This window comes from Paludisphaera sp. (genome assembly GCF_037189885.1).
GTDB lineage: Bacteria > Planctomycetota > Planctomycetia > Isosphaerales > Isosphaeraceae > Paludisphaera.
In genome coordinates this window covers 18,731-37,431 of record NZ_JBBCIR010000053.1, presented here as the reverse complement: position 1 = coordinate 37,431, position 18,701 = coordinate 18,731, and the positions used below count along the sequence as shown (strand labels likewise).

The following is an 18,701-nucleotide window of genomic DNA, read 5'->3' as shown; positions in this document are numbered from 1 at the left end:
CCCCCGCCGCGGCCGACGCCCAGGCCGCGAAGTCCGAGACGGCCGAGTTGCTCGCCCTGGGCAGCGGCGCCGCCGCGCCCGCCCCCTCCCTGGCCGACGCCCCCCCGGCGGAGCCCACTTCCCCATTCGGCGGCCCCGGCGCCCCGGGCATGGCGGAGATGGCCCCCGGCCGCGAGGCCGACCCCAGCATGCTCGCCAACCCCGGCGCGCTAGGCTCGGCCGACATGCTCGGCCCTCGCGGGCCCGGCGGCCCGCTCGGCGAGGGGGACAGTTCGCTCGGCTCGGCCGGCCCCGGCACCCCCGGCGGCGCCTCCGAGCTGAAGCCCGGCGACACCAACACGGCGACCGGCGCCGTCGAGGCGTTCCTCTACGCCCTCTCCCGCAAGGACCGCGACCGCCTCATGGAGGCCACCGCCCTCCGCTCCACCACCCAGGAGGAAGGGGGACGGTATCGCGAACTCTTCTCGCGGATCCTCGACGTCAGCATCTCCGACGCCGAGCTGGACGACCTCGCCTCCAAGCTCGAAGGCTATCGCGTCGCCGGCGCCTTCAACCAGGTCAAGACCACCGGCCGCCAGGGGGTCACGGTCCGCAAGAACCTGAAGGACGGCGGCTGGCTCCAGCGCACCGTCACCGTCCGCCGCGAGAAGAAGGGCTGGGGCGTCCTGGACATCTCGAACCCCACCGAGTTCGACAACATCCGCGTCCGCAACATGCGACGCCGTTGACGTTGTTCCTTGGCGTTTTCTTCAACGCCGCCCCCTCGCCCGTGTAAAAACGCCACGGCCCGCCCCGGGAATTCCCCGCGGCGGGCCGTTTTTTCATCAAGTTTTCGACTTGAACCGCCGGCCCCGGCGCGAGATTCTCCCCTCGCGGCCGATTGGTACGGGGAGTGCTCTACCAGCAGGCCGTAAACTCCCCCGAGCCGACATCAACGACGAAGTCCGCCCATCTCCGACGACCCGAAACAGGAACCAAGGAAGGAGCCTGTCCAGGCATGTCACTCGCCCATTTCAATTCGTCCGTCCTGGCCGAGATGCTCGTGATGTTCTTCCAGACCTTCGGGGTCGGCTGCCTGTTCCTCCATCGGCTGACGTCCGATCGGTCGTCCTGGCACGCCCTGGGGAGGACCGGCGTCATCGTGGCCGTCTTCGGCCTGGGGATCGCGGGCGCCATGTGCGGCCGCCAGGACTCCGAGTTCGCCCTCTTCGCCGGCGGGACCATGACGGCCCTCCTGATCGGCATGACGATGGGAAGCAGCAACACCGATGCCGTCGACGCGATCCACCACTTCGGCGAGGCCGAGGCGGCCTGATCCCCGGGGAATTTTGCCACCCCCAAGCCCTTATCCATAATCCGTTTGCATCCAACGGGGCCGATCGGCCCCGTTTTTTTTCGGGCCGTCGTTTGACCGCCCCCGAAGCGTGCGCCATAGTTCCGGCGAATCGAATTCCGGATCGCTCGGACTGGTGCCGCGAAGCCTCACCTCGACGAATCACCTCCCCCCTCTTGGGTCCGCCAGTCCCCGGGATCCCCCGACCTTCGGGCGTTGGCCGCGTCGCGTTTGACCGCGCGGCGTCGCCCATCGGAAGGTCGCGGTCGACAGTCACGGGATGGATTGTTCACCGACCCGAACGGACGCCCCGCTCGCCGTTCGCCTCCAGGTCGAGTCGGATCCTCGCGGGAGAAGGACTACCCACAATGGTTGGACTGAAACGGATTTCAACCGTCCTCGGTCTCCTGGCCGTGACGGCCCCGGCGGCGCTGGGGCAGGCGACGAGCAATCCGAACCAGCAGGTCGCCGACGCGGTCGCCGGCACGCTGCGGTCGAGCAAGGCGCTGGCCTCCACTCGGATCGAGATCGAGGCCCAGGCCGGCCTGGTGACGCTCAGCGGTGTCGCCGCCAGCCCCGAGGTCAAGAGCGAGGCCATCGAGCGCGCCCGCCGCGTCTCCGGCGTCACCGGCGTCGTGGACAAGCTGACGGTCGGCGACCAGGCGATCCGCCCGGCCCAGTACGTCCCGCAGCAGGTCGCGATGGGCGGCCACGGCGGGCATGGCGGCCACATGGGGCACGGCGGCCACGGCGGCGTGGTCGGCGGGCCGATCGGCGGCGGCCCCATCGACATGCAGGGCATGCAGGGCGGCCAGGTCGTCTCCGGCCCGATGGCCCACGACGGCGGCCCGCTCCCCGAGGGCCCCGCGGGCGGTGGCGCCGGTGCCGGTGCCGGGATGGGCCAGCCAGACTACGCGTGGCCCAGCTACGCCCCCTACCCCAACTTCTCGGCCGTCGGCTACCCGACCGCCTACCCCTGGCAGGCCTGGCCGAACATCGGCCCCTTCTACCCCTACCCGGAAGTCCCCCTCGACTGGCGGGCCGTCACGCTCCGCTGGGACGACGGCATCTGGTGGCTCGACTTCAAGAAGCACTACACCCGGCCGTTCTTCACGCCCTACCCGTTCGGCATCTTCGCCTACTGATCTGGCCTGAAGCACGAACCGCCCCAATGCCGACGGCCGGCCGGAGTCATCTCCGGCCGGCCGTTCGTCGTTTGATGGGGCGCGAGGCGTCCCGGCCCGCCCCCAATAAAGGAGGGCCCTGGTCCGACCGTGTCCCCTCTCCCGCCGGGCCGACAACCCGACGCTGTTTCCCGATGGCCGCGCGGACACGCCTCCCCTGCCCCCTCGCGGTGCTCCGTCGATAACAATCCCGGGCCGGGCGTCGTGGCGGGGGCATGAAGACCAAGGGCCGGACGACCCAGCCCGTGACCGAGTCGGCACGGCGGGTCGGCGCGAGCGGCCGGCCATCCGCGCCGACTCCCGGCGGGCTCCTGTCGACAGAGCACCCTCGTGGGATAAGGGGGAACGCATCGTCACGGCGAGGCTTCGCGCGGGTAAGATGCCGCCATGGGGATTCGCATGGAAGGCTGGACCTATCTCTGTCGCCTGGACGAAGTGGCCGACGGCCGGGGCCTGACGGTCGAAACGGCCGGCGCGCGGCTGGCGGTGCTGCGCGACGGCGACGCCGTGGCGGTGTTGTTCGACCGCTGCCCGCACGCCGGGGGCTCGCTCGGCGCGGGGCGGGTGGAGGACGGCGAGGTCTCCTGCCCGCTGCACCGCTGGCGATTCCGCCTCCGCGACGGCCGCTGCGACGTCCCCGGCCACTCCGCCCACGTGATCCGGTGCCGCGTCGTGGCGGGCGAGATCTGGGGCCAGATCGCGCCGCGCTGATCTCCGATCCGAGCGAAGACCGGGGCACGACCCGCGAAGGCGAGGCGACCGTCCGATGTCCGCTGGCGAGGCCGTCCCGAAACGACGCGATCCGGCTCGCGCGCCGATCTCTCCCGCCCCGGTCGCGACCTAGGATTGTCGAGGGGGGGGCCGTGTCGCCGGGGCCCCTCGCGGGGCGCGCGGCCGGTCGTGATCGCGTGGAATCGGTCGTGGCATCAAGCTACCTAGATGATCTAGGCGCTGGTTGCATGGTCCCGTTAGAGTCGGATGGTCGGCTTTGAAGTTAGGATAAAAGGTCTTGAGCATCCGCGAATGCGGCTGCCCCGTCGAGGGAACCTTCATGTCGGACAGGATGGCAAGGCGCGGTTGGATATGGATTCTGGGAATGGGCGTCGCGCTGGCCGTCGCGCCGGGGTGTACGCCCCAGAACCCGAACGCGACGGGGATCGAGAAGCCGATCGTCACGGACGACGCGCCGATGACCTCCGAGGAAGCCGCCGCGCAGTCCGAGCCGGAGCCGATCCAGTACAAGACGAGGCGCCCCCGTTGAGCCTCCACCTCCCCCCAATCCCGCCCACGTCCCCCCCCATGACCCACCTTTCGAGGAATAGTCACGTGAAGCGCCGAGGATTCACCCTGATCGAGCTTCTGGTGGTGATCGCGATCATCGCGGTGCTGATCGCCCTGCTGCTCCCCGCCGTCCAGTCGGCCCGCGAGGCCGCGCGGCGGGTCCAGTGCACGAACAACCTGAAGCAGATCGGGCTGGCGATCCACAACTACATCCAGGCCAACAGCTCCGTCCCCCCGACGGGCGGGTACTACACGGCGGCCAACCTGGTCTGGCAGCGGCACTCCATGAAGACGCGGATCCTGCCGTTCATGGAGCAGAACGCCGCGATGAACGCGATCAACTTCGACGTCTCGCCGGTCAAGCCGAGCACCGGCGCCGGCTACGCGATCGGCCGGCTGATCAACGGGACGGCCGGGGCGATCCAGGTCAGCGCGTTCCTCTGCCCGTCCGATCCCAACGCGGGGAACACCGGGCTGAACCAGGCCAGCGGCAGCACCATGAGCTTCGCCATCGGCCTGTCGAACTACCCGAACAACCTGGGCACGAACCGGGCCTACACCGGCGGCCGGATCAACGGCCCGGCGTACTACCTCGGCGGCAGCGCGCACTCGCAGGCCACCAGCGACTTCCCCAGCGACGTCGGCACGACGGTCACCGTCTCCAGCATCAGCGACGGCCTGAGCAACACCGTCATCTTCAGCGAGTGGGTGAAGGGGTCCAACGGGGCGCGCTTCCCCGGGCTCAACCTGATGTACTATCAGATCCCCATCGGCCAGACCGGCTCCAACGAGGCCGACTATCAGGCCTGCCAGGCCGCGAACACCGCCAACCCCTGGGACTACAAGGGCGAGTACTGGATGTCCGGCGACGCGGGCCGCGGCGGCGGCTATCACCACATCAGCCCGCCGAACTCCAAGTCCTGCAAGGACGGCGGCTCGTTCAGCGACGGCTGGAACGCCGGCTGGAACTACTCCGCCAGCTCGTTCCACTCCGGCGGCGTGAACGCCGCGTTCTGCGACGGCTCCGTCCGGTTCATCAAGAACTCGATCGGCCGCGACGTCTGGCGCGCCCTCGGCACCATGGCCGGCGGCGAGGTCACCAGCTCCGACCAGTATTGATCGACGCCCGCCGACGGCCCCGCCCGGTCAGCCCGACCGCGACGGGGCCGATCCCGTCTCCGGCGCCTTGGGGACGGGCTTCTCCTTTTCCTTCTCTTTCTCCCTGTCCCTCTCGCGTTCCCGCTCGCGCTCGCGGAGGCGGGGGGACTCGCCGGGCTCGCTCTCGGCGTCCTGCCACTTCATGGCGCGGGCGTGCCGCATTGGGGCGATGCGGAGGATGACGTCGCCGTCCTGGAAGATGCGGACGGAGCCGGTCGACTGGCTCACGACCACGGCGACGGCCTTGGTGATGCTGGTGATGGCGGCGGCGGCCCAGTGCCGGGTCCCCAGCCCCTTCGGGAGCGTCAGCCCGGCGACCGGGGCGTCGATCAGCCGGCAGGCGGCCTCGACGGTGCCGTCGCGGGCCACGACGAACGCGCCGTCCATCTGGGCGATCTCCTTGATCGCCTCGCGCACGCGGGGGTCGCGGACGTTCCTCTCCTTGCGGCGATATCCCTTGAAGGGGTCGAAGCCCAGCGGGCGGGTGCGGGCCAGGACGTTGCGGGTGTCGCCGACGACGACCAGCGAGCCCACCGCCTTCCCCTCGCGGCCCTCGCGGCCGATCTCCACCGCGGCGTCGACGACCGCCTTGAGGGTCTCGAACGGGACCGAGGTCTCCAGCGCCCGGAGGTCCCGCGCGCTGAGCCGTTCCAGGTGCTCGCCCAGGCGGATGACGCTGATGGAGTCCAGCGCCGCGGCCTCGAAGCCCGAGTAGACGACCGCCACGCGGGCTCCCGCCTTGACGTGGTCGTTGGCGACGGCCTCGATCAGGGCCAGCGTGATCCGCTCGGCGATGGCCGCCTCGACCGGCTCGACCTCGATGGCGGTCAGCCCGGCGTCGCGGATCGCCTGGATCTGGCGCGGGGAGGAGGCGGCGATCAGGAACGTGACGCCGCCGTCGGCCACGGGTCGGACGAAGTCCCACTCCAGCGGCCCCTCCGGCATCACCAGCACCGCCGAGGCCCCCAGCCGCCGCGCGTTCTCCGACGCGATCGAGAGGATCGGCAGCGGTGCGGTCCCCCTGGACGGATTCGGCGGCGTCACGGATTCGGGCCTCGGGCGTTGCGGTCGTGTGGCGATGGGGAGCGCCCGGACGGTCCTCCCGGGCGTCGATGAGACGGGGGCCGGCCGCGCCGCCCGACATCCCCACGCCTCCCGGGGCGGAGGGGGCGCGGAGGGTCGGATTCAGGGGCGACCGCCGTCGCGATCTCGACGGCGGCCCTCTCTCGATCGTGGGGCGGGCGTCCGGCCCGCGTGGGCCGGATGCTCGGAGACGGGCCGGACGCCCGCGCCACGGATGACAGGCCGAATGTACCAGGTCATGGGGCGGGCGTCCCGCCCGCTCTCTTCGGATTTCTGGACGCGGGGGGACGGCCGCGGGGCGGGAATCGCGCCGGATTCGCCGCGCGGAGGGCCCGTCGACCGCGCCGGCCGGGACGCGGCGGGCGCGGTCGTCGCGGGTCCAGGCGGCTCAGGCCTCGGGGGCCGCGTCCGCCTTCGGCTCGGCGGGCGCGTCGGCGGGCTTGGCTTCCTCGGCCTTCGGCTCCTCGGCCGGCCTGGCTTCTTCCTTGGGGGCCTCCTCGGCCTTGGGCTCCTCGGCGGGCTTGGCCTCCTCGACCTTCGGCTCTTCGGCCGGGGCGGCGGCCGGGGCGGCGGCGGCCTTCTCCTGGCGGACGGCGTCGATGTGGCGGTTGAGGATGGCGGCGCGCTGGTCGAACAGGGCCTTGAGCCCGGCGTTGGGGCTGAGGATGCGGACGTCGTTGACGTAGTTCACGTCCGGGAGCTGCCCGTGGTTGGTGAACCAGGCGGCGAAGACCTCGGGGGAGACGGCGTAGGGCTTCTTGCCGTCCTTGTTCTTCAGCAGCTTGGCGTCGTCGGCGTAGCCCTTGACGAGGATGTCGAGGACCGGAGGCGGCTGGATGGAGGTGTCCACCAACCCGGCGTCCTGCGCCGCGACGATGGCCTCGGCGACGGCCCGCCGGGCGGCCTCGAGCTTGGCCTCGACCTCGGGCGGGATGGTCGGCGGGGCGGCCTCGGCGGCGGCGGCTTCCTCGGCCTTCGGCTCCGCGGCGGGCTTGGCCTCTTCCGCGGGCTTGGCCTCCTCCGCGGGCTTGGCCTCCTCCTTGGGAGCGTCGGCGGGCTTGGCCTCGACCGCGGGGGCCTCCGTTGTCTTGGCGTCCTGGGCCGACGCGACCGTCGCCCCGAGGAGGCCCCACGACACCACGAGGCCCGCGGACCAGGCCAGCCAGGGATTGCGGCTCAGCACCATCGTTCTCCTTTGCTCGACTCGATACCTTCGCCGATCGGCGCGCCGGGGCGTCCTCGCCTCGTCGCCTCGATCATGCTTCCTCGCACCAGTACGTTCGGGCGGGCGGTTTTCGCCAATGTAACGGCCCTAATTCCCGGCCGCTAGGGGACGTCGGGCCCGTTCCCCGTTCCCGCAGGCGTCCCGGCCCGGCCCCGCCAGTCGGATCTCCCCCCCGCCCCCCCTCGCTCCCCCCAACCCCCGGCCGACCGCGGCGGGGATCCCTGGAAAATATCGGAAACATGAAATCCCCGATCCTCCACCGCGGACCATACGGTTGATCGTTGGCCGTGCTCCTTGACATCCCGGAATCGGTACGAGCGTCGAAGCTGTCGCGCCGGCGGGGCCATCGCGCATCCGCGCCCCGTCGTCGGCGTGTCGGGTCGAAGCGGGCCCCGGCCCGATCGCGTCCCATCCCCCGGCGAGAGAGGGACGCGCTTTTCACGCTCGAAGGACCATCCTCGCGACGCGGCTGGCGAATCAACCACTTCGAAATCGACGAACGAAGCCAAGCGTATTTGACCGCAAGGCACTACGAGTAAATAGGTTGCACCTGCTCACGCGACAACCTCGCGCGACGAACGAAGCCAAGATCCGGGGCGGTTCGCATGACGTCGCGGTCGAGAGTGGTTCGCCCGGATCGGGGCCGTCGGGACGCCTCGCGCCGGTGGTTGGGGAGGGATGAGTTATGCCGAGGGGACCGGATTGCCGAAAGGTAAGGGGGTAGTCAAAGGGAGGGAGGTCGGCGCGGTCGCCCGGCCAGGTCTCAGGAGGGGATGCGATGGGACGCTCGCCGTCGGACAACAGGAGGCGCCTGCCGCGTCGGGCTCTGCCCATCATGGAGGGGCTGGAGCAGCGCCAGGTCATGAGCGCCGACCCGTTCGGCGTGCTGCCGTCGGGGGGGAACGTCGATCCCATGACGATGGCCCGGGTCGACCTGCCGGATCCCGCCGCCCAGACGGCGCCCCCACCGGACGCGATGGCGACCCTCATGCGATCCGCGCCGCGGCCGACCTCGCCGGCCGACTCCCGGGCGATCCCCGCGGTCCAGGCCGGGGGCGGGACGTTCACGAAGGGCTTCCAGCAGTTCGTCTACACCACCCCTCGCGGCGGCCGGGTGACCCTCTCGATCCAGGGGAGGGGGAGCCTGGAAGGGACCTATGTCGATTCCGCCGGGGCGCTGCACCTGCGCTACGGGCTCTCGAACTCGTACACGAAGATCGTGGCCAACGTCCACGGCGGGGGCGGCCGGGCCGACGTGGCGAGCGTGTTCAGCCTGACCCAGGCGGAGGCCGACGCGTCCACCGGGCTCAGCGGGGTCGGCTCGCCGGTGATCGGCATGATCAACCTGCGGCAGTTCGACCTGGTCCCCGGCGGGACGATCAACGTCGAGGCCGGCATCGGCGTGCTCGGCCTGCGGTCGGCCGCGGCGGGGTCGCAGATCCAGCTCCGCGAGCTGACCGGGATGGAGCCCGCCTCCAACCGCTTCGACGCGCGGGGCAACTCGCCGACCTACAACGCCAGCCTCGCCAACATCATCGACGTCGGCACGCCGACGACGAGCGGGAGCGGGACGGGGGTGACGAGCACCAGCGGCGGGACGGCCCCGAACCCGATCGTCACCGACACCTTCCTGGTGCAGACGCTGGCGGGGGGCGACAACGAGTTCGTCTCGGCGGGCGACCTGGTGCTGACGTCGACCAACCCCGACCCCGGGCCGCCCCCGCCGCCGCCGGGCGTGGTCATCGCCATCGACCGGATCGACGGCGACCTGCCCGTGGTCCCCAACCTCCGGACCGACGCGCGGATCTTCGGGTACGACCCGGCCACCGGCCGCGTCCTGCGGTTCCAGCTCGACCTGGACCGCGGCCGGGGCTCCGTCGACGGGGCGTTCGCGCCGATCGCGGTGCCGGGGGCGCCGGCCGACGTCGGCCTGGCGCTGGCCCGCGACGGCGAGCGCCTGGTCCTGCTGGTCAACGACGGCTCGACGGCCTCGGCCTACGACGCGACCTACGGCACGCCGCTGGGCTCGTTCGCCGTCCCGGCCGGCTTCTTCGCCGCCGGCTCCACCGACGCCTACACGGTGATCGCCGACCCTGCCGCGAACCAGCTCCGGCAGGTGGACGTCGAGGCGAGCCTGGACGCCGGGACGCTGGTGGCACCCGCGGGGAACCCCGCGCCGTACACGCCGCCGGCGGGGCTGTCGCTGCTGGGCGGGATCACGGGGATCCCCGGGTCGAACAACGTCTACACGTCGGTCGCCGCCCCGTTCAACACGCTCCAGCCGCTGGAGAACCAGCTCGGCTACCTCAACGTCTCGGTGGCGACGCCGGTGCCCGACCCGGCCGGCGGGCAGCAGATCGTCAACCGCTTCGGCACGGTCCAGCAGCGGGCCGCCTCCCCCTTCATCCCCGTCCCGGCGGGCAACCCCGCCGACGTGGCGACCGCGGTGGGGAGCGTCGACCGGGCCGTGGCCGTGAACACCGGGATCGCCAACGGGGCCCCGGTCCCGAACACGGTCCTGCTGATCGGCCAGACGTCGCAGACCCCGCGCGGGGTGATCGTGCTGGACTATCCCAACCAGCTCTCCGACCTGAGCGAGAGCTTCCGGCCCGACCTCGCCGGGGCGGTCATCATCGACGTCCAGGGGACCATCCAGTCGATCCGGGGCTCGACCGCCGACGGCATGGTCCTGAACGACACCGGGTTCCTCAACCTGATCTCGTTCCGACGGGTGACGAACTCGACGATCGTCGGCCTGCCCGTGAACCACGTCCGGATCGACAGCCGCGACAACGTCACGATCTCCTCGACCGCGCGGAGCGTCGCCGGCCGCGGCGGCGTGACCTTCGTCCCGGGCCTCCAGCCGATCGGGCCCCTGTCGCAGACCCGCAACCGCCCCCAGGCGTGACCCCTTGCCCGGCGGCCGGGATCGGGCCATGATGCAGGGGTGCCCAGTGGGCGCGCGATCCCGGCCCCGGAGGCGTTCATCATGGCCCGACCCATCCTGGCGTCGGCGCTCGGGCTCCTGCTCGTCGCCCCCGCCCTCGCCGACGACCCGACCGAGCGTCGGGTCGACTTCGAGGCCGAGATCCGGCCCATCCTTACGGCCCGCTGCCTCGCCTGCCACGGGCGGGAGACCCGCGAGGCCGGGCTGCGGCTCGACCGCAAGGCGTCGGCCCTCCGCGGCGGCCACGAGGGCTCGGCGATCGAGCCCGGCGACGGCGAGAACAGCCTGATCGTCATGCTGGTCTCCGGCGAGGACCCCGACCGCGTCATGCCGCCGAAGGGGGAACGCCTCACCCCCGCGCAGGTCGCCGCCCTCAAGGCCTGGATCGATCAGGGCGCCGAGTGGCCCGACGAGGGGGACGACCCGCGGTCGTGGTGGTCGCTCCGCCCCCTGGAGCGCCCCGCCGTCCCGGCGCCGACGCCCTTCCCGGACGCCCCGCCGCCGACGAACCCGATCGACGCGTTCATCCGGGCGAAGCTCGCCGAGAAGGGGCTGAAGCCCTCCCCCGAGGCCGATCGCCGGACCCTCGCCCGCCGGCTTTACGTCGACCTGACCGGCCTGTCGCCGTCGCCCGAGGAGGTCGCCGCGTTCGTCGCCGACCCCGACCCGCTGGCCTACGAGAAGCTCGTCGACCGCCTCCTCGCCAGCCCGCGATACGGCGAGCGCTGGGCCCGGCACTGGCTGGACGTGGCCCACTACGGCGATTCGCACGGCTACGACAAGGACAAGCCCCGGCCCAACGCCTGGCCGTACCGCGATTACGTCGTCCGGGCGTTCAACGCCGACAAGCCGTTCGACCGCTTCGTCGCCGAGCAGGTCGCCGGCGACGCCCTCTACCCGGACGACCCGGCGGCCGTCGCGGCGCTCGGGTTCCTGGCGGCCGGTCCGTGGGACTTCGTCGGCCACGCGGAGGTCCCGGAGACCAAGTCCGACGGCAAGGTCGCCCGGCATCTCGACCGCGACGACATGGCGCGGACGGTCTTCGACACGTTCCTCGGCCTGACCGTCGGCTGCGCCCAGTGCCATGACCACAAGTTCGACCCGATCTCCCAGGAAGACTATTACCGCGTCCAGGCCGTCTTCGCCGCCGTCGACCGCGCCGACCGCCCGCTGTACCCCGACGCCCCGTCCGCCCGGAAGGCCCGCCAACTGGCCGCCCGCCACGCCGACGCCGTCCGCGAGCGCGACCGCCTGGCCGCCGCCGTCGCCGCCCAGGCCGGCCCCGCGCTGGGGGAGATCGACCACCTGATCGCCGCCGCGAAGTCGCCAGACGACCCGCCGGAATACGGCTACCACAGCGACCTGGCCCCCCGCGACGACGACCCCAAGTGGGTGCAGATCGACCTCGGCCGCCCCGTCGAGATCGCCCGCGTCACCCTCCGCCCCTGCCGCGATGACTTCAACGGCATCGGCGATGGCTTCGGCTTCCCCGTCCGCTACAAGGTCGAGGCGTCCGACGACCCGGCGTTCGGACGCGAGGTCGCGACCATCGCCGACCGCTCCGGCGAGGACCAGCCGAACCCGGGCGTCGCGGCTGTCCACTTCGAGGCCGGGACGACCGCCCGATACGTCCGCGTGACGGCCGTCCGGCTGGCCGAGCGTCAGGACGACTACCACTTCGCCCTGGCCGAGCTGGAGGTGTTCGACGCCTCCGGCGCGAACGTCGCCGCGGGGGTCTCGGTCTCGGCCCTGGACTCGATCGAGGCCCCGCCGCGATGGCGCGCCGCCAACCTCGTCGACGGCGTCGCCCCCGGGCTGGCCGGCGGGAACGTCGAGGCGCTGACGGCCGCTCGCGAAGCGTACATGGCGAAGGCCGTCGACCCGGCGCTGCGGGCGGGCCTCGCGGAAGCCGAGGCGGAGCTGTCCCGGATCGAGGCCGAGCGATCAGCCCTGCCGAAGCCGGGAATGGTCTACGCGGCGACGATCCACGACGGCGGCGACTCGCCCTTCCGAGGCACCGGCCCCGACGGCGGCCGTCCCCGCCCCATCTTCGTGCTGGATCGCGGGAACGTCGACCACCCGCTCAAGGAGGTCGGCCCCGGGGCGATCGGGGTCTTCCGCGAGCTGCCCGGCGACCTCCACGTCTCGCCCGACCTCCCCGAGTCCGAGCGCCGCGCCGCGCTGGCGCGCTGGCTGATCGACGACCGCAACCCGCTGACGTGGCGGGTGATCGTCAACCGCGTCTGGCAGTACCACTTCGGCCGGGGGATCGTCGCCACGCCCAGCGACTTCGGCAAGATGGGCGAGCCCCCGACGCATCCCGAATTGCTCGACTGGCTCGCCGCCGAGTTCCGCGACGGCGGCCGCTCGCTCAAGGATCTGCATCGGCTGATCGTCGCCAGCGCGACCTACCGCCAGGCCGCGACCGTCGACCCCGCGGCCGAGGCGGTCGATTCCGGCAACGCCTACCTCTGGCGCGGGCACCGCCGCAAGCTGGAGGCGGAGGCCGTCCGCGACTCCGCCCTCGCCGTCGCCGGCCTGCTCGACCCGACGATGTACGGCCCGCCCTTCCGCGACTTCGTGATGGAGCGACCCGAGCACTCGCCGCATTATCAATATGAGATGATGCGACCCGACGACCCCGCGATCCGCCGCCGGTCGATCTACCGCTTCCTCGCCCGCTCTCGGCCCCAGCCGTTCATGACGGTCCTCGACTGCGCCGACCCGTCGATGCAGGTGGACCGGCGGGGCGAGTCGGTCTCGCCGCTCCAGGCGCTCGCCCTCTACAACAACGGCCTGATGCTGACGGCCGCGAAGGCCCTGGCCGATCGCGTCGAGACCGCCGGCGACCGCCGCGCCCAGGTCGCGCGGGCCTTCGCCCTGGCCCTCGCCCGCGAGCCTTCCGCAGACGAGCTGGACGGCCTGGACGCCCTCGCCGCCGAGCACGGGGTCGCGAGCGCCTGCCGGGTGATCCTGAACATGAACGAGTTCGTCTTCGTCGATTGAACGCCCGGAGGATTGAGATGGACCGTCGCGATTTCCTCTGGCGGAGCGGTGGGGGCCTGGGTGGGCTGGCGTTGGCGAGCCTGCTGGGGGTCGACGGCCTGCTCGCGTCCGACGCGACCGGAGGGCTGAAGCCCCGGCCCGACGGCGGCCTGCACCACGCGCCGAAGGCGAAGCGGGTCGTGCAGCTGTTCATGGCCGGCGGGGCGAGCCACATCGACCTGTTCGACTTCAAGCCCGACCTGGTCAAGCGCCACGGCAAGCCCTCCAGCTTCGGCGAGAAGGTGGAGACGTTCCAGGACGGCCTGGGCCCGTGGCTGCGGCCCTTGTGGGAGTTCAAGCCCTACGGCCAGACGGGCAAGCTGCTCTCGGAAGTGGTCGCGCCGCTGGGGGAGGTGGTGGACGACATCGCGTTCATCCACAACATGGTCGGCAAGACGGGCGTCCACAGCCAGGGGACGCTCTTGCAGACGACGGGCTTCAACCGGCCGGGCTTCCCGTCGATGGGGAGCTGGGTCTCGCACGGCCTGGGCCGGCTGAGCGACGACCTGCCGGCGTTCGTCGTCCTGCCCGACCCGCGCGGGCTGGCGTCGAACGGCTCGAAGAACTGGGACGCGGCGTTCCTCCCGTCGCGGCACCAGGGGACCGTCGTCGACCTATCGGCCCCGCGCCCCATCGCCGACCTGTTCCCCGACGAGCGCGTCGCCTTCGCCTCCCGCGCCGGCGACGAGGCGGGCGTCGCCCTCCTGAACCGCCTGAACCGAGGCCACGCCGACCTTCGCCCCGGCGACGGCCGCCTCGACGGCCGCATCCAGTCCTACGAATTGGCCGCCCGGATGCAGCTCGCCGCGCCCGAGGCGCTCGACATCTCGAAGGAGCCGCCCGAGGTCCTGAAGCTCTACGGCCTGGACCACGTCCCGTCGTCGTTCCCGGCCGAGATCAACGCCCAGGAGGAGACGATCGTCTTCTCTCGCCGCTGCCTGGCGGCGCGGCGGATGCTGGAGCGGGGCGTGCGGTTCGTGCAGATCTGGAGCGGCAACGACAACGGCTTCCCGCGCCGGAACTGGGACTCGCACGAGGACGTCCATCGCGATCACGGCCCTCTCGCCCTGGGGATGGCCCGGGGGGCGTCGGCGTTGATCCAGGATCTGAAGCGCACGGGGCTGCTGGAAGACACCATCGTCCTGTGGACCACCGAGTTCGGCCGGATGCCGTCGAGCCAGGGGGGGAAGGGGCGCGACCACAACCCGCACTGCTTCACGAGCTGGATGGTCGGCGGCGGGGTGAAGCCGGGCGTGACTTACGGCCCCAGCGACGAGACCGGCTTCAAGCCGCTCGACCGCTCGAGCCCGACCGAGGTCTACGACCTGCACGCCACGATCCTGCACCTGCTGGGGATCGACCACACCCGGCTGACCGTCCGCGACAACGGCGTGGACCGTCGCCTCACCGACGTCCACGGGCGCGTGATCCGCGAACTGCTGGCCTGACCGGGCCGACCACGACGAGGGGCCTCCATGAAGATCGACGAGGCGGAGAACTTCGACGCGAACGTCCAGATGATGCAGATCATCGTCGGGGCGCTGACCGCCGGCGTGGTCGTCTTCGGCGTCCTGGTGCTGACGATCCTGGACGGCGGGAATCGCCCCGCGGCCGCGAACCAGCCGACGATCCTGGGCCTGCCGCTGCTGACCGCCCTGGCCCTGGGCTTCGGCGTCATCACGCTCGTCGCCTCGTTCGTCGTGCCGAGGCTCATGGTGGAGGGCGGCCTGCGGGCGATCGCGGGCGGGTCGACGACCGACGAGACGAAGCTCACCGAGACCGGCGAGCGTCAGGTCTACCCCGCGAACGACGTCGGCCGGCTGCTGCCGCTGTACCAGACGCAGCTCATCGTGGCCTCGGCGCTGAACGAGGGGGGCGCGTTCTTCGGCCTGCTCGCGTACCTGATCGAAGGCAACCCCGCGGCGCTGGCGACGGCCGGGGTGCTCGTCGCCGTCCTGCTCTCGCGCTTCCCGGTCGCCGACCGCGTCCGGGGCTGGCTCGACGCCCACCTCGAACGCCTGGCCGAGCTGCGCCGGGACGAGTTCTCGACCGGCCCGTGAGCTTCATCGAGACAGCGCCGTCGTTCCCGTGGAAGGCACCCCCAAGGAGCCGCGGCTCCCCCCTTCTCCCCAGGTGGGAGAAGGTGCCCCGGAGGGGCGGATGAGGGGGCGCGCGACCGAAGGCCGGCGGGGTTTCCCCTCATCCGGACTTCGGCCACCTTCTCCCACCAGGGGAGAAGGGATGGTCGTCACGATATCCACCCCGCCAGGTTCGACGGCGCGAGACGCCTTCGAGAACGCTGCGGAGAGCTCCCCTTCACGGCCCGGCCCCGCCCGCTCGGTGGGGGGGCCGGTCGGGGCGATCCTCAACCCTTCTTGCCCATGAGCATGTCGAGGATCAGCATCTCGAGCTGCTCGTACTTCTTGGCGGCGCGCAGCTCCTCGACCTTCTTCTCGTCGACGGCGCGGACGATGTCGAGCAGGCGGAGGAAGAGGGTCTTCGAGTTGGCCAGGTGCTGGAGCGAGTCCTCGAAGGTGGTGGTCCGCATGGCCTTGACGTCCAGGCCCACGGCCTCGCCGTTCTTGCCGTAGCCGCTCTTCTCCAGGACCCAGACCTGGTTGAACGCCCGACGCAGGTCGACGGAGCCGAAGGTCTTGTCCTGGTCGTACTTCAGGCCGTTCTGGTCGTTCAGGTGCACCGACCAGAGCTTGTCGTGGTAGAGCGCGAAGGCCATGTCCTCGGAGGGGTCGATCCCGGCGAGGATGGAGTGGGCGCTCTCGATCAGCACGCCGGAACGCGCCGGGTCGACGGTCTTGTAGCCGATGGCCATCATGTGGCCGACGGTCGGCAGGAACGCGGAGTCGGTCGGCTCGTTGGGCTTGGCCTCGCCGAGGATCCGGATGTTCTTGTTGTGCTCCAGGATGGCCGACCAGGCGTCGACGATCCGGGCGATGGCCGTCTTGGCGCACTTGGCCTCGCGGATGTACGTCCCCTCGCGGGCCAGCCACAGGACGAAGTTCTTGCAGCCCACCTCGTCGGCCAGGTCGGCGCAGCGCTTCGCGCGGTCGATCGCGTACTGGCGCTCCTTGGGGTCGTTCGAGGTGAAGCCGCCGTCGAGCGTGCGGGGGTCTTCCCAGAGGCGCGGGGCGATGATCTCGACGAACAGGCCCTCGCCGTCCAGGATCTTCTTGACCTCGGCGGTCCCCTTGAGCGTCGCCTGCCAGTCGAGGTCGGCCGGGACGATGTCGTCGTCGTGGAACTGGACGCCGTCGAAGCCGAGCTCCTTGTACTTCTTCAGCTTCTGCGCGTACTCCATCTCCTTGCGGGCGGGGGGCCCGAACGGGTCGGCGCCGGTGCTGATGTTCCAGGGGCCGAACGTGAAGCGATACTGGGCGGGGGTGCTCATTGCGTCGAAAACTCCAGACAGACCGGCAGGCGGCGCCGCGGCCTCGCACGCGGGGGGGACGTCGACGGGCTCGTCGCGCCGTCGGTCCCTGTACTCTTACCCGAAGGGCGCCCGATCCTCAATGGTTCCGCGTCCGCCGTTGACAGGGATTGCCCCGGCGGGGGAAGATCCGGGCTCCCCGGGAGCGACGTCGCCGGCCGCCGGCGACTCCCCCTAGGCGGCGGTCCCGCCCCCGCGATCGTAAAGGAAGACAGGCACGACCAATGACGACCTACGCCCCCGAGACCTTCCCGCGCGCCTGGCTCCCCGAGGGCGTCGAGCTGAAGACCTGGGAACGGATCGAGCCCTGGTACAAGAAGCTCCTGGCGATGCCGGTCGACACGCCGGAGCGGCTGGAGGAGTGGCTGACCGCCGCGGGGGAGCTGAACGCCGCGGTGGGGCAGGAAGGGACCTCGCGGTATGTCGCGATGACCTGCCAGACCGACGACCCGGCGCGCGAAGCGGCGTACCTGGAGTTCGTCCGCGAGATCGAGCCGAAGCTCAAGCCCTACCTGAACCAGGTCCGCAACCGGTTCCTGGACGCCCCCGGCCGCGCGGGGCTGCCGGCCGACCGCTACCGGGTCTTCGCCCGCTCGCAGGAGAACCGCCGGGCCCTCTATCGCGAGGCCAACATCCCGCGCGAGACTCGCCTGGCCGAGCTTGAGCAGCAATACCAGAAGGCCATCGGCGCCATGACGGTCGAATTCCAGGGCCAGGAGCGGACGCTCGTCCAGCTCTCGCCGTTCCTGGAGTCCACCGACCGCGACGTCCGCCGCCAGGCGTGGACCCTCGCCGCCGGGCGCAGGCTGGCCGACCGCGACCTGCTCGACGGCCTCTTCGACGAGATGCGCGCCCTCCGCCTGGAGATCGCCCGCGAGGCCGGCTTCGACGACTACGTCGCCTACGCCTACAGGAATCGCGAGCGGTTCGACTACGGCCCGGAGCAGGCCCGCCAGTTCCACGACGCGATCGAGAAGGCCGTCGTCCCGCTGGCCTCGGCCATCCACCGCGAGCGCAAGGAACGCCTGGGGGTCGACTCGCTCCGCCCCTGGGACCTCGCCACCGACCCGCTGGGCCGCCCCCCCCTGAAGCCGTTCGAGGACGTCGACCGGCTGGCCGAGGGCTGCGAGGCGATCTTCCGCGAGGTCGCCCCGGAGCTGGGCGCCCAGTTCGCCTTCATGCGCGAGCGGGGGCTGCTCGACCTGGCCAACCGCAAGGGGAAGGCCCCCGGCGGCTACCAGACGACCTACGAGGCCGACCGCCTGCCGTTCATCTTCATGAACGCGGTGGGCGTCGACGGCGACGTCCGCACCCTGCTCCACGAGGGGGGCCACGCCTTCCACACGCTGGCCGCCCGCGGCGAGCCCCTGGCCGCCTATCGCGAGAGCCCGCTGGAGTTCTGCGAGGTCGCCTCCATGACCATGGAACTCTTCGGGACCGGCGCGAAGGATCCGTTCTACGACGCCGCCGACTCCGGGCGCTCCCACCGCAAGCTGCTGGAGGAGATCGTCACCATCCTCCCCTGGATCGCCACCGTCGACGCCTTCCAGCACTGGATCTACGACAACCCCGGACACTCCCGCGACGACCGCCGCGCCGCCTGGCGCGACCTCGTCGCCCGGTTCGGCGGCGACGTGGACTGGTCCGGCCTGGAGGACGCCCGCGACCACTCCTGGCACAAGCAATTGCACATCTTCCTGTACCCGTTCTACTACATCGAGTACGGCGTGGCGCAGCTCGGGGCGCTCCAGATCTGGAAGCGGAGCCTGACCGACCGCGCCGGCGCGGTGGCGTCGTATCGCGAGGCCCTCTCGATCGGCGGGGCGAGGCCCTTGCCCCAGCTCTTCGAGGCCGCCGGGGCCCGCTTCGCCTTCGACCGCGAGACCATCGCCCCGCTGATGGACGCCGTCGGCGAGGAGCTGTCGCGCCTGGCGCCGTGAGGGGGACGCCGCTGGACGGACTCCGCGACGCGTCCTAGGCTTCTCGGCCGGCCCTCCCGA

General features: G+C 71.5%; 14 protein-coding genes. 11 read left to right on the top strand and 3 right to left on the bottom strand.

Annotated elements, in window-relative coordinates; genetic code table 11:
* The 6 genes from WG209_RS15620 to WG209_RS15595 all read left to right on the top strand — a co-directional run.
* Window positions 1-728 (top strand): hypothetical protein (locus WG209_RS15620; RefSeq protein ID WP_337175995.1); only part of this gene is annotated, 728 nt, incomplete at its 5' end.
* A gap of 269 nt (window positions 729-997) precedes the next feature.
* On the top strand, window positions 998-1,315 hold the full coding sequence (locus tag WG209_RS15615) for a hypothetical protein (RefSeq protein ID WP_337175994.1): 318 nt from the start codon (window positions 998-1,000) through the stop codon (window positions 1,313-1,315).
* A 386-nt stretch (window positions 1,316-1,701) separates the two neighbouring features.
* Window positions 1,702-2,478 (top strand): BON domain-containing protein, encoded by a 777-nt coding sequence (locus WG209_RS15610; protein ID WP_337175993.1) that lies wholly within the window; start codon window positions 1,702-1,704, stop codon window positions 2,476-2,478.
* 426 nt (window positions 2,479-2,904) lie between these two features.
* Window positions 2,905-3,228: a Rieske (2Fe-2S) protein gene (locus WG209_RS15605; protein ID WP_337175992.1), complete on the top strand. Its 324-nt coding sequence runs from the start codon at window positions 2,905-2,907 to the stop codon at window positions 3,226-3,228.
* A gap of 385 nt (window positions 3,229-3,613) precedes the next feature.
* Window positions 3,614-3,778 (top strand): hypothetical protein, encoded by a 165-nt coding sequence (locus tag WG209_RS15600; protein ID WP_337175991.1) that lies wholly within the window; start codon window positions 3,614-3,616, stop codon window positions 3,776-3,778.
* Window positions 3,779-3,843: 65 nt separating this feature from the next.
* Window positions 3,844-4,917: a DUF1559 domain-containing protein gene (locus WG209_RS15595; RefSeq protein ID WP_337175990.1), complete on the top strand. Its 1,074-nt coding sequence runs from the start codon at window positions 3,844-3,846 to the stop codon at window positions 4,915-4,917.
* Between the two features lie 27 nt (window positions 4,918-4,944).
* On the opposite strand, the gene WG209_RS15590 is transcribed toward WG209_RS15595, so the two are convergent.
* A complete protein-coding gene (locus WG209_RS15590) occupies window positions 4,945-6,000 on the bottom strand; it encodes a DNA integrity scanning protein DisA nucleotide-binding domain protein (protein WP_337175989.1) in 1,056 nt (351 codons plus the stop codon).
* A gap of 427 nt (window positions 6,001-6,427) precedes the next feature.
* A complete protein-coding gene (locus tag WG209_RS15585) occupies window positions 6,428-7,222 on the bottom strand; it encodes a hypothetical protein (protein ID WP_337175988.1) in 795 nt (264 codons plus the stop codon).
* A gap of 820 nt (window positions 7,223-8,042) precedes the next feature.
* Between WG209_RS15585 and WG209_RS15580 the strand changes: the two genes are divergently transcribed.
* The 4 genes from WG209_RS15580 to WG209_RS15565 all read left to right on the top strand — a co-directional run bounded on the left by WG209_RS15580 (window position 8,043) and on the right by WG209_RS15565 (window position 15,316).
* Complete coding sequence (locus WG209_RS15580) at window positions 8,043-10,172, top strand: hypothetical protein (RefSeq protein WP_337175987.1); 2,130 nt, start codon at window positions 8,043-8,045, stop codon at window positions 10,170-10,172.
* An 81-nt stretch (window positions 10,173-10,253) separates the two neighbouring features.
* On the top strand, window positions 10,254-13,217 hold the full coding sequence (locus WG209_RS15575; RefSeq protein WP_337175986.1) for a DUF1553 domain-containing protein: 2,964 nt from the start codon (window positions 10,254-10,256) through the stop codon (window positions 13,215-13,217).
* A gap of 17 nt (window positions 13,218-13,234) precedes the next feature.
* Window positions 13,235-14,704 (top strand): DUF1501 domain-containing protein, encoded by a 1,470-nt coding sequence (locus WG209_RS15570; protein ID WP_337175985.1) that lies wholly within the window; start codon window positions 13,235-13,237, stop codon window positions 14,702-14,704.
* A 27-nt stretch (window positions 14,705-14,731) separates the two neighbouring features.
* Window positions 14,732-15,316: a hypothetical protein gene (locus tag WG209_RS15565; protein WP_337175984.1), complete on the top strand. Its 585-nt coding sequence runs from the start codon at window positions 14,732-14,734 to the stop codon at window positions 15,314-15,316.
* A 305-nt stretch (window positions 15,317-15,621) separates the two neighbouring features.
* On the opposite strand, the gene WG209_RS15560 is transcribed toward WG209_RS15565, so the two are convergent.
* A complete protein-coding gene (locus tag WG209_RS15560) occupies window positions 15,622-16,662 on the bottom strand; it encodes a TIM barrel protein (RefSeq protein ID WP_337175983.1) in 1,041 nt (346 codons plus the stop codon).
* A 263-nt stretch (window positions 16,663-16,925) separates the two neighbouring features.
* On the opposite strand from WG209_RS15560, the gene WG209_RS15555 reads away from it, so the two are divergent.
* Entirely contained in the window at window positions 16,926-18,641 is a 1,716-nt protein-coding gene (locus WG209_RS15555) for a M3 family oligoendopeptidase (protein ID WP_337175982.1), read from the top strand.
* The last annotated feature ends 60 nt before the right edge of the window (window positions 18,642-18,701 follow it).

Excerpts from the sequence above, each read along its gene's own strand:
- WG209_RS15615 (WP_337175994.1), top strand. The coding sequence starts at position 998 with ATGTCACTCGCCCATTTCAATTCGTCCGTCCTGGCCGAGATGCTCGTG.
- WG209_RS15610 (WP_337175993.1), top strand. The coding sequence starts at position 1,702 with ATGGTTGGACTGAAACGGATTTCAACCGTCCTCGGTCTCCTGGCCGTG.
- WG209_RS15605 (WP_337175992.1), top strand. The coding sequence starts at position 2,905 with ATGGGGATTCGCATGGAAGGCTGGACCTATCTCTGTCGCCTGGACGAA.
- WG209_RS15600 (WP_337175991.1), top strand. The coding sequence starts at position 3,614 with ATGGGCGTCGCGCTGGCCGTCGCGCCGGGGTGTACGCCCCAGAACCCG.
- WG209_RS15580 (WP_337175987.1), top strand. The coding sequence starts at position 8,043 with ATGGGACGCTCGCCGTCGGACAACAGGAGGCGCCTGCCGCGTCGGGCT.
- WG209_RS15575 (WP_337175986.1), top strand. The coding sequence starts at position 10,254 with ATGGCCCGACCCATCCTGGCGTCGGCGCTCGGGCTCCTGCTCGTCGCC.
- WG209_RS15570 (WP_337175985.1), top strand. The coding sequence starts at position 13,235 with ATGGACCGTCGCGATTTCCTCTGGCGGAGCGGTGGGGGCCTGGGTGGG.
- WG209_RS15565 (WP_337175984.1), top strand. The coding sequence starts at position 14,732 with ATGAAGATCGACGAGGCGGAGAACTTCGACGCGAACGTCCAGATGATG.
- WG209_RS15560 (WP_337175983.1), bottom strand. The coding sequence starts at position 16,662 with ATGAGCACCCCCGCCCAGTATCGCTTCACGTTCGGCCCCTGGAACATC.
- WG209_RS15555 (WP_337175982.1), top strand. The coding sequence starts at position 16,926 with ATGACGACCTACGCCCCCGAGACCTTCCCGCGCGCCTGGCTCCCCGAG.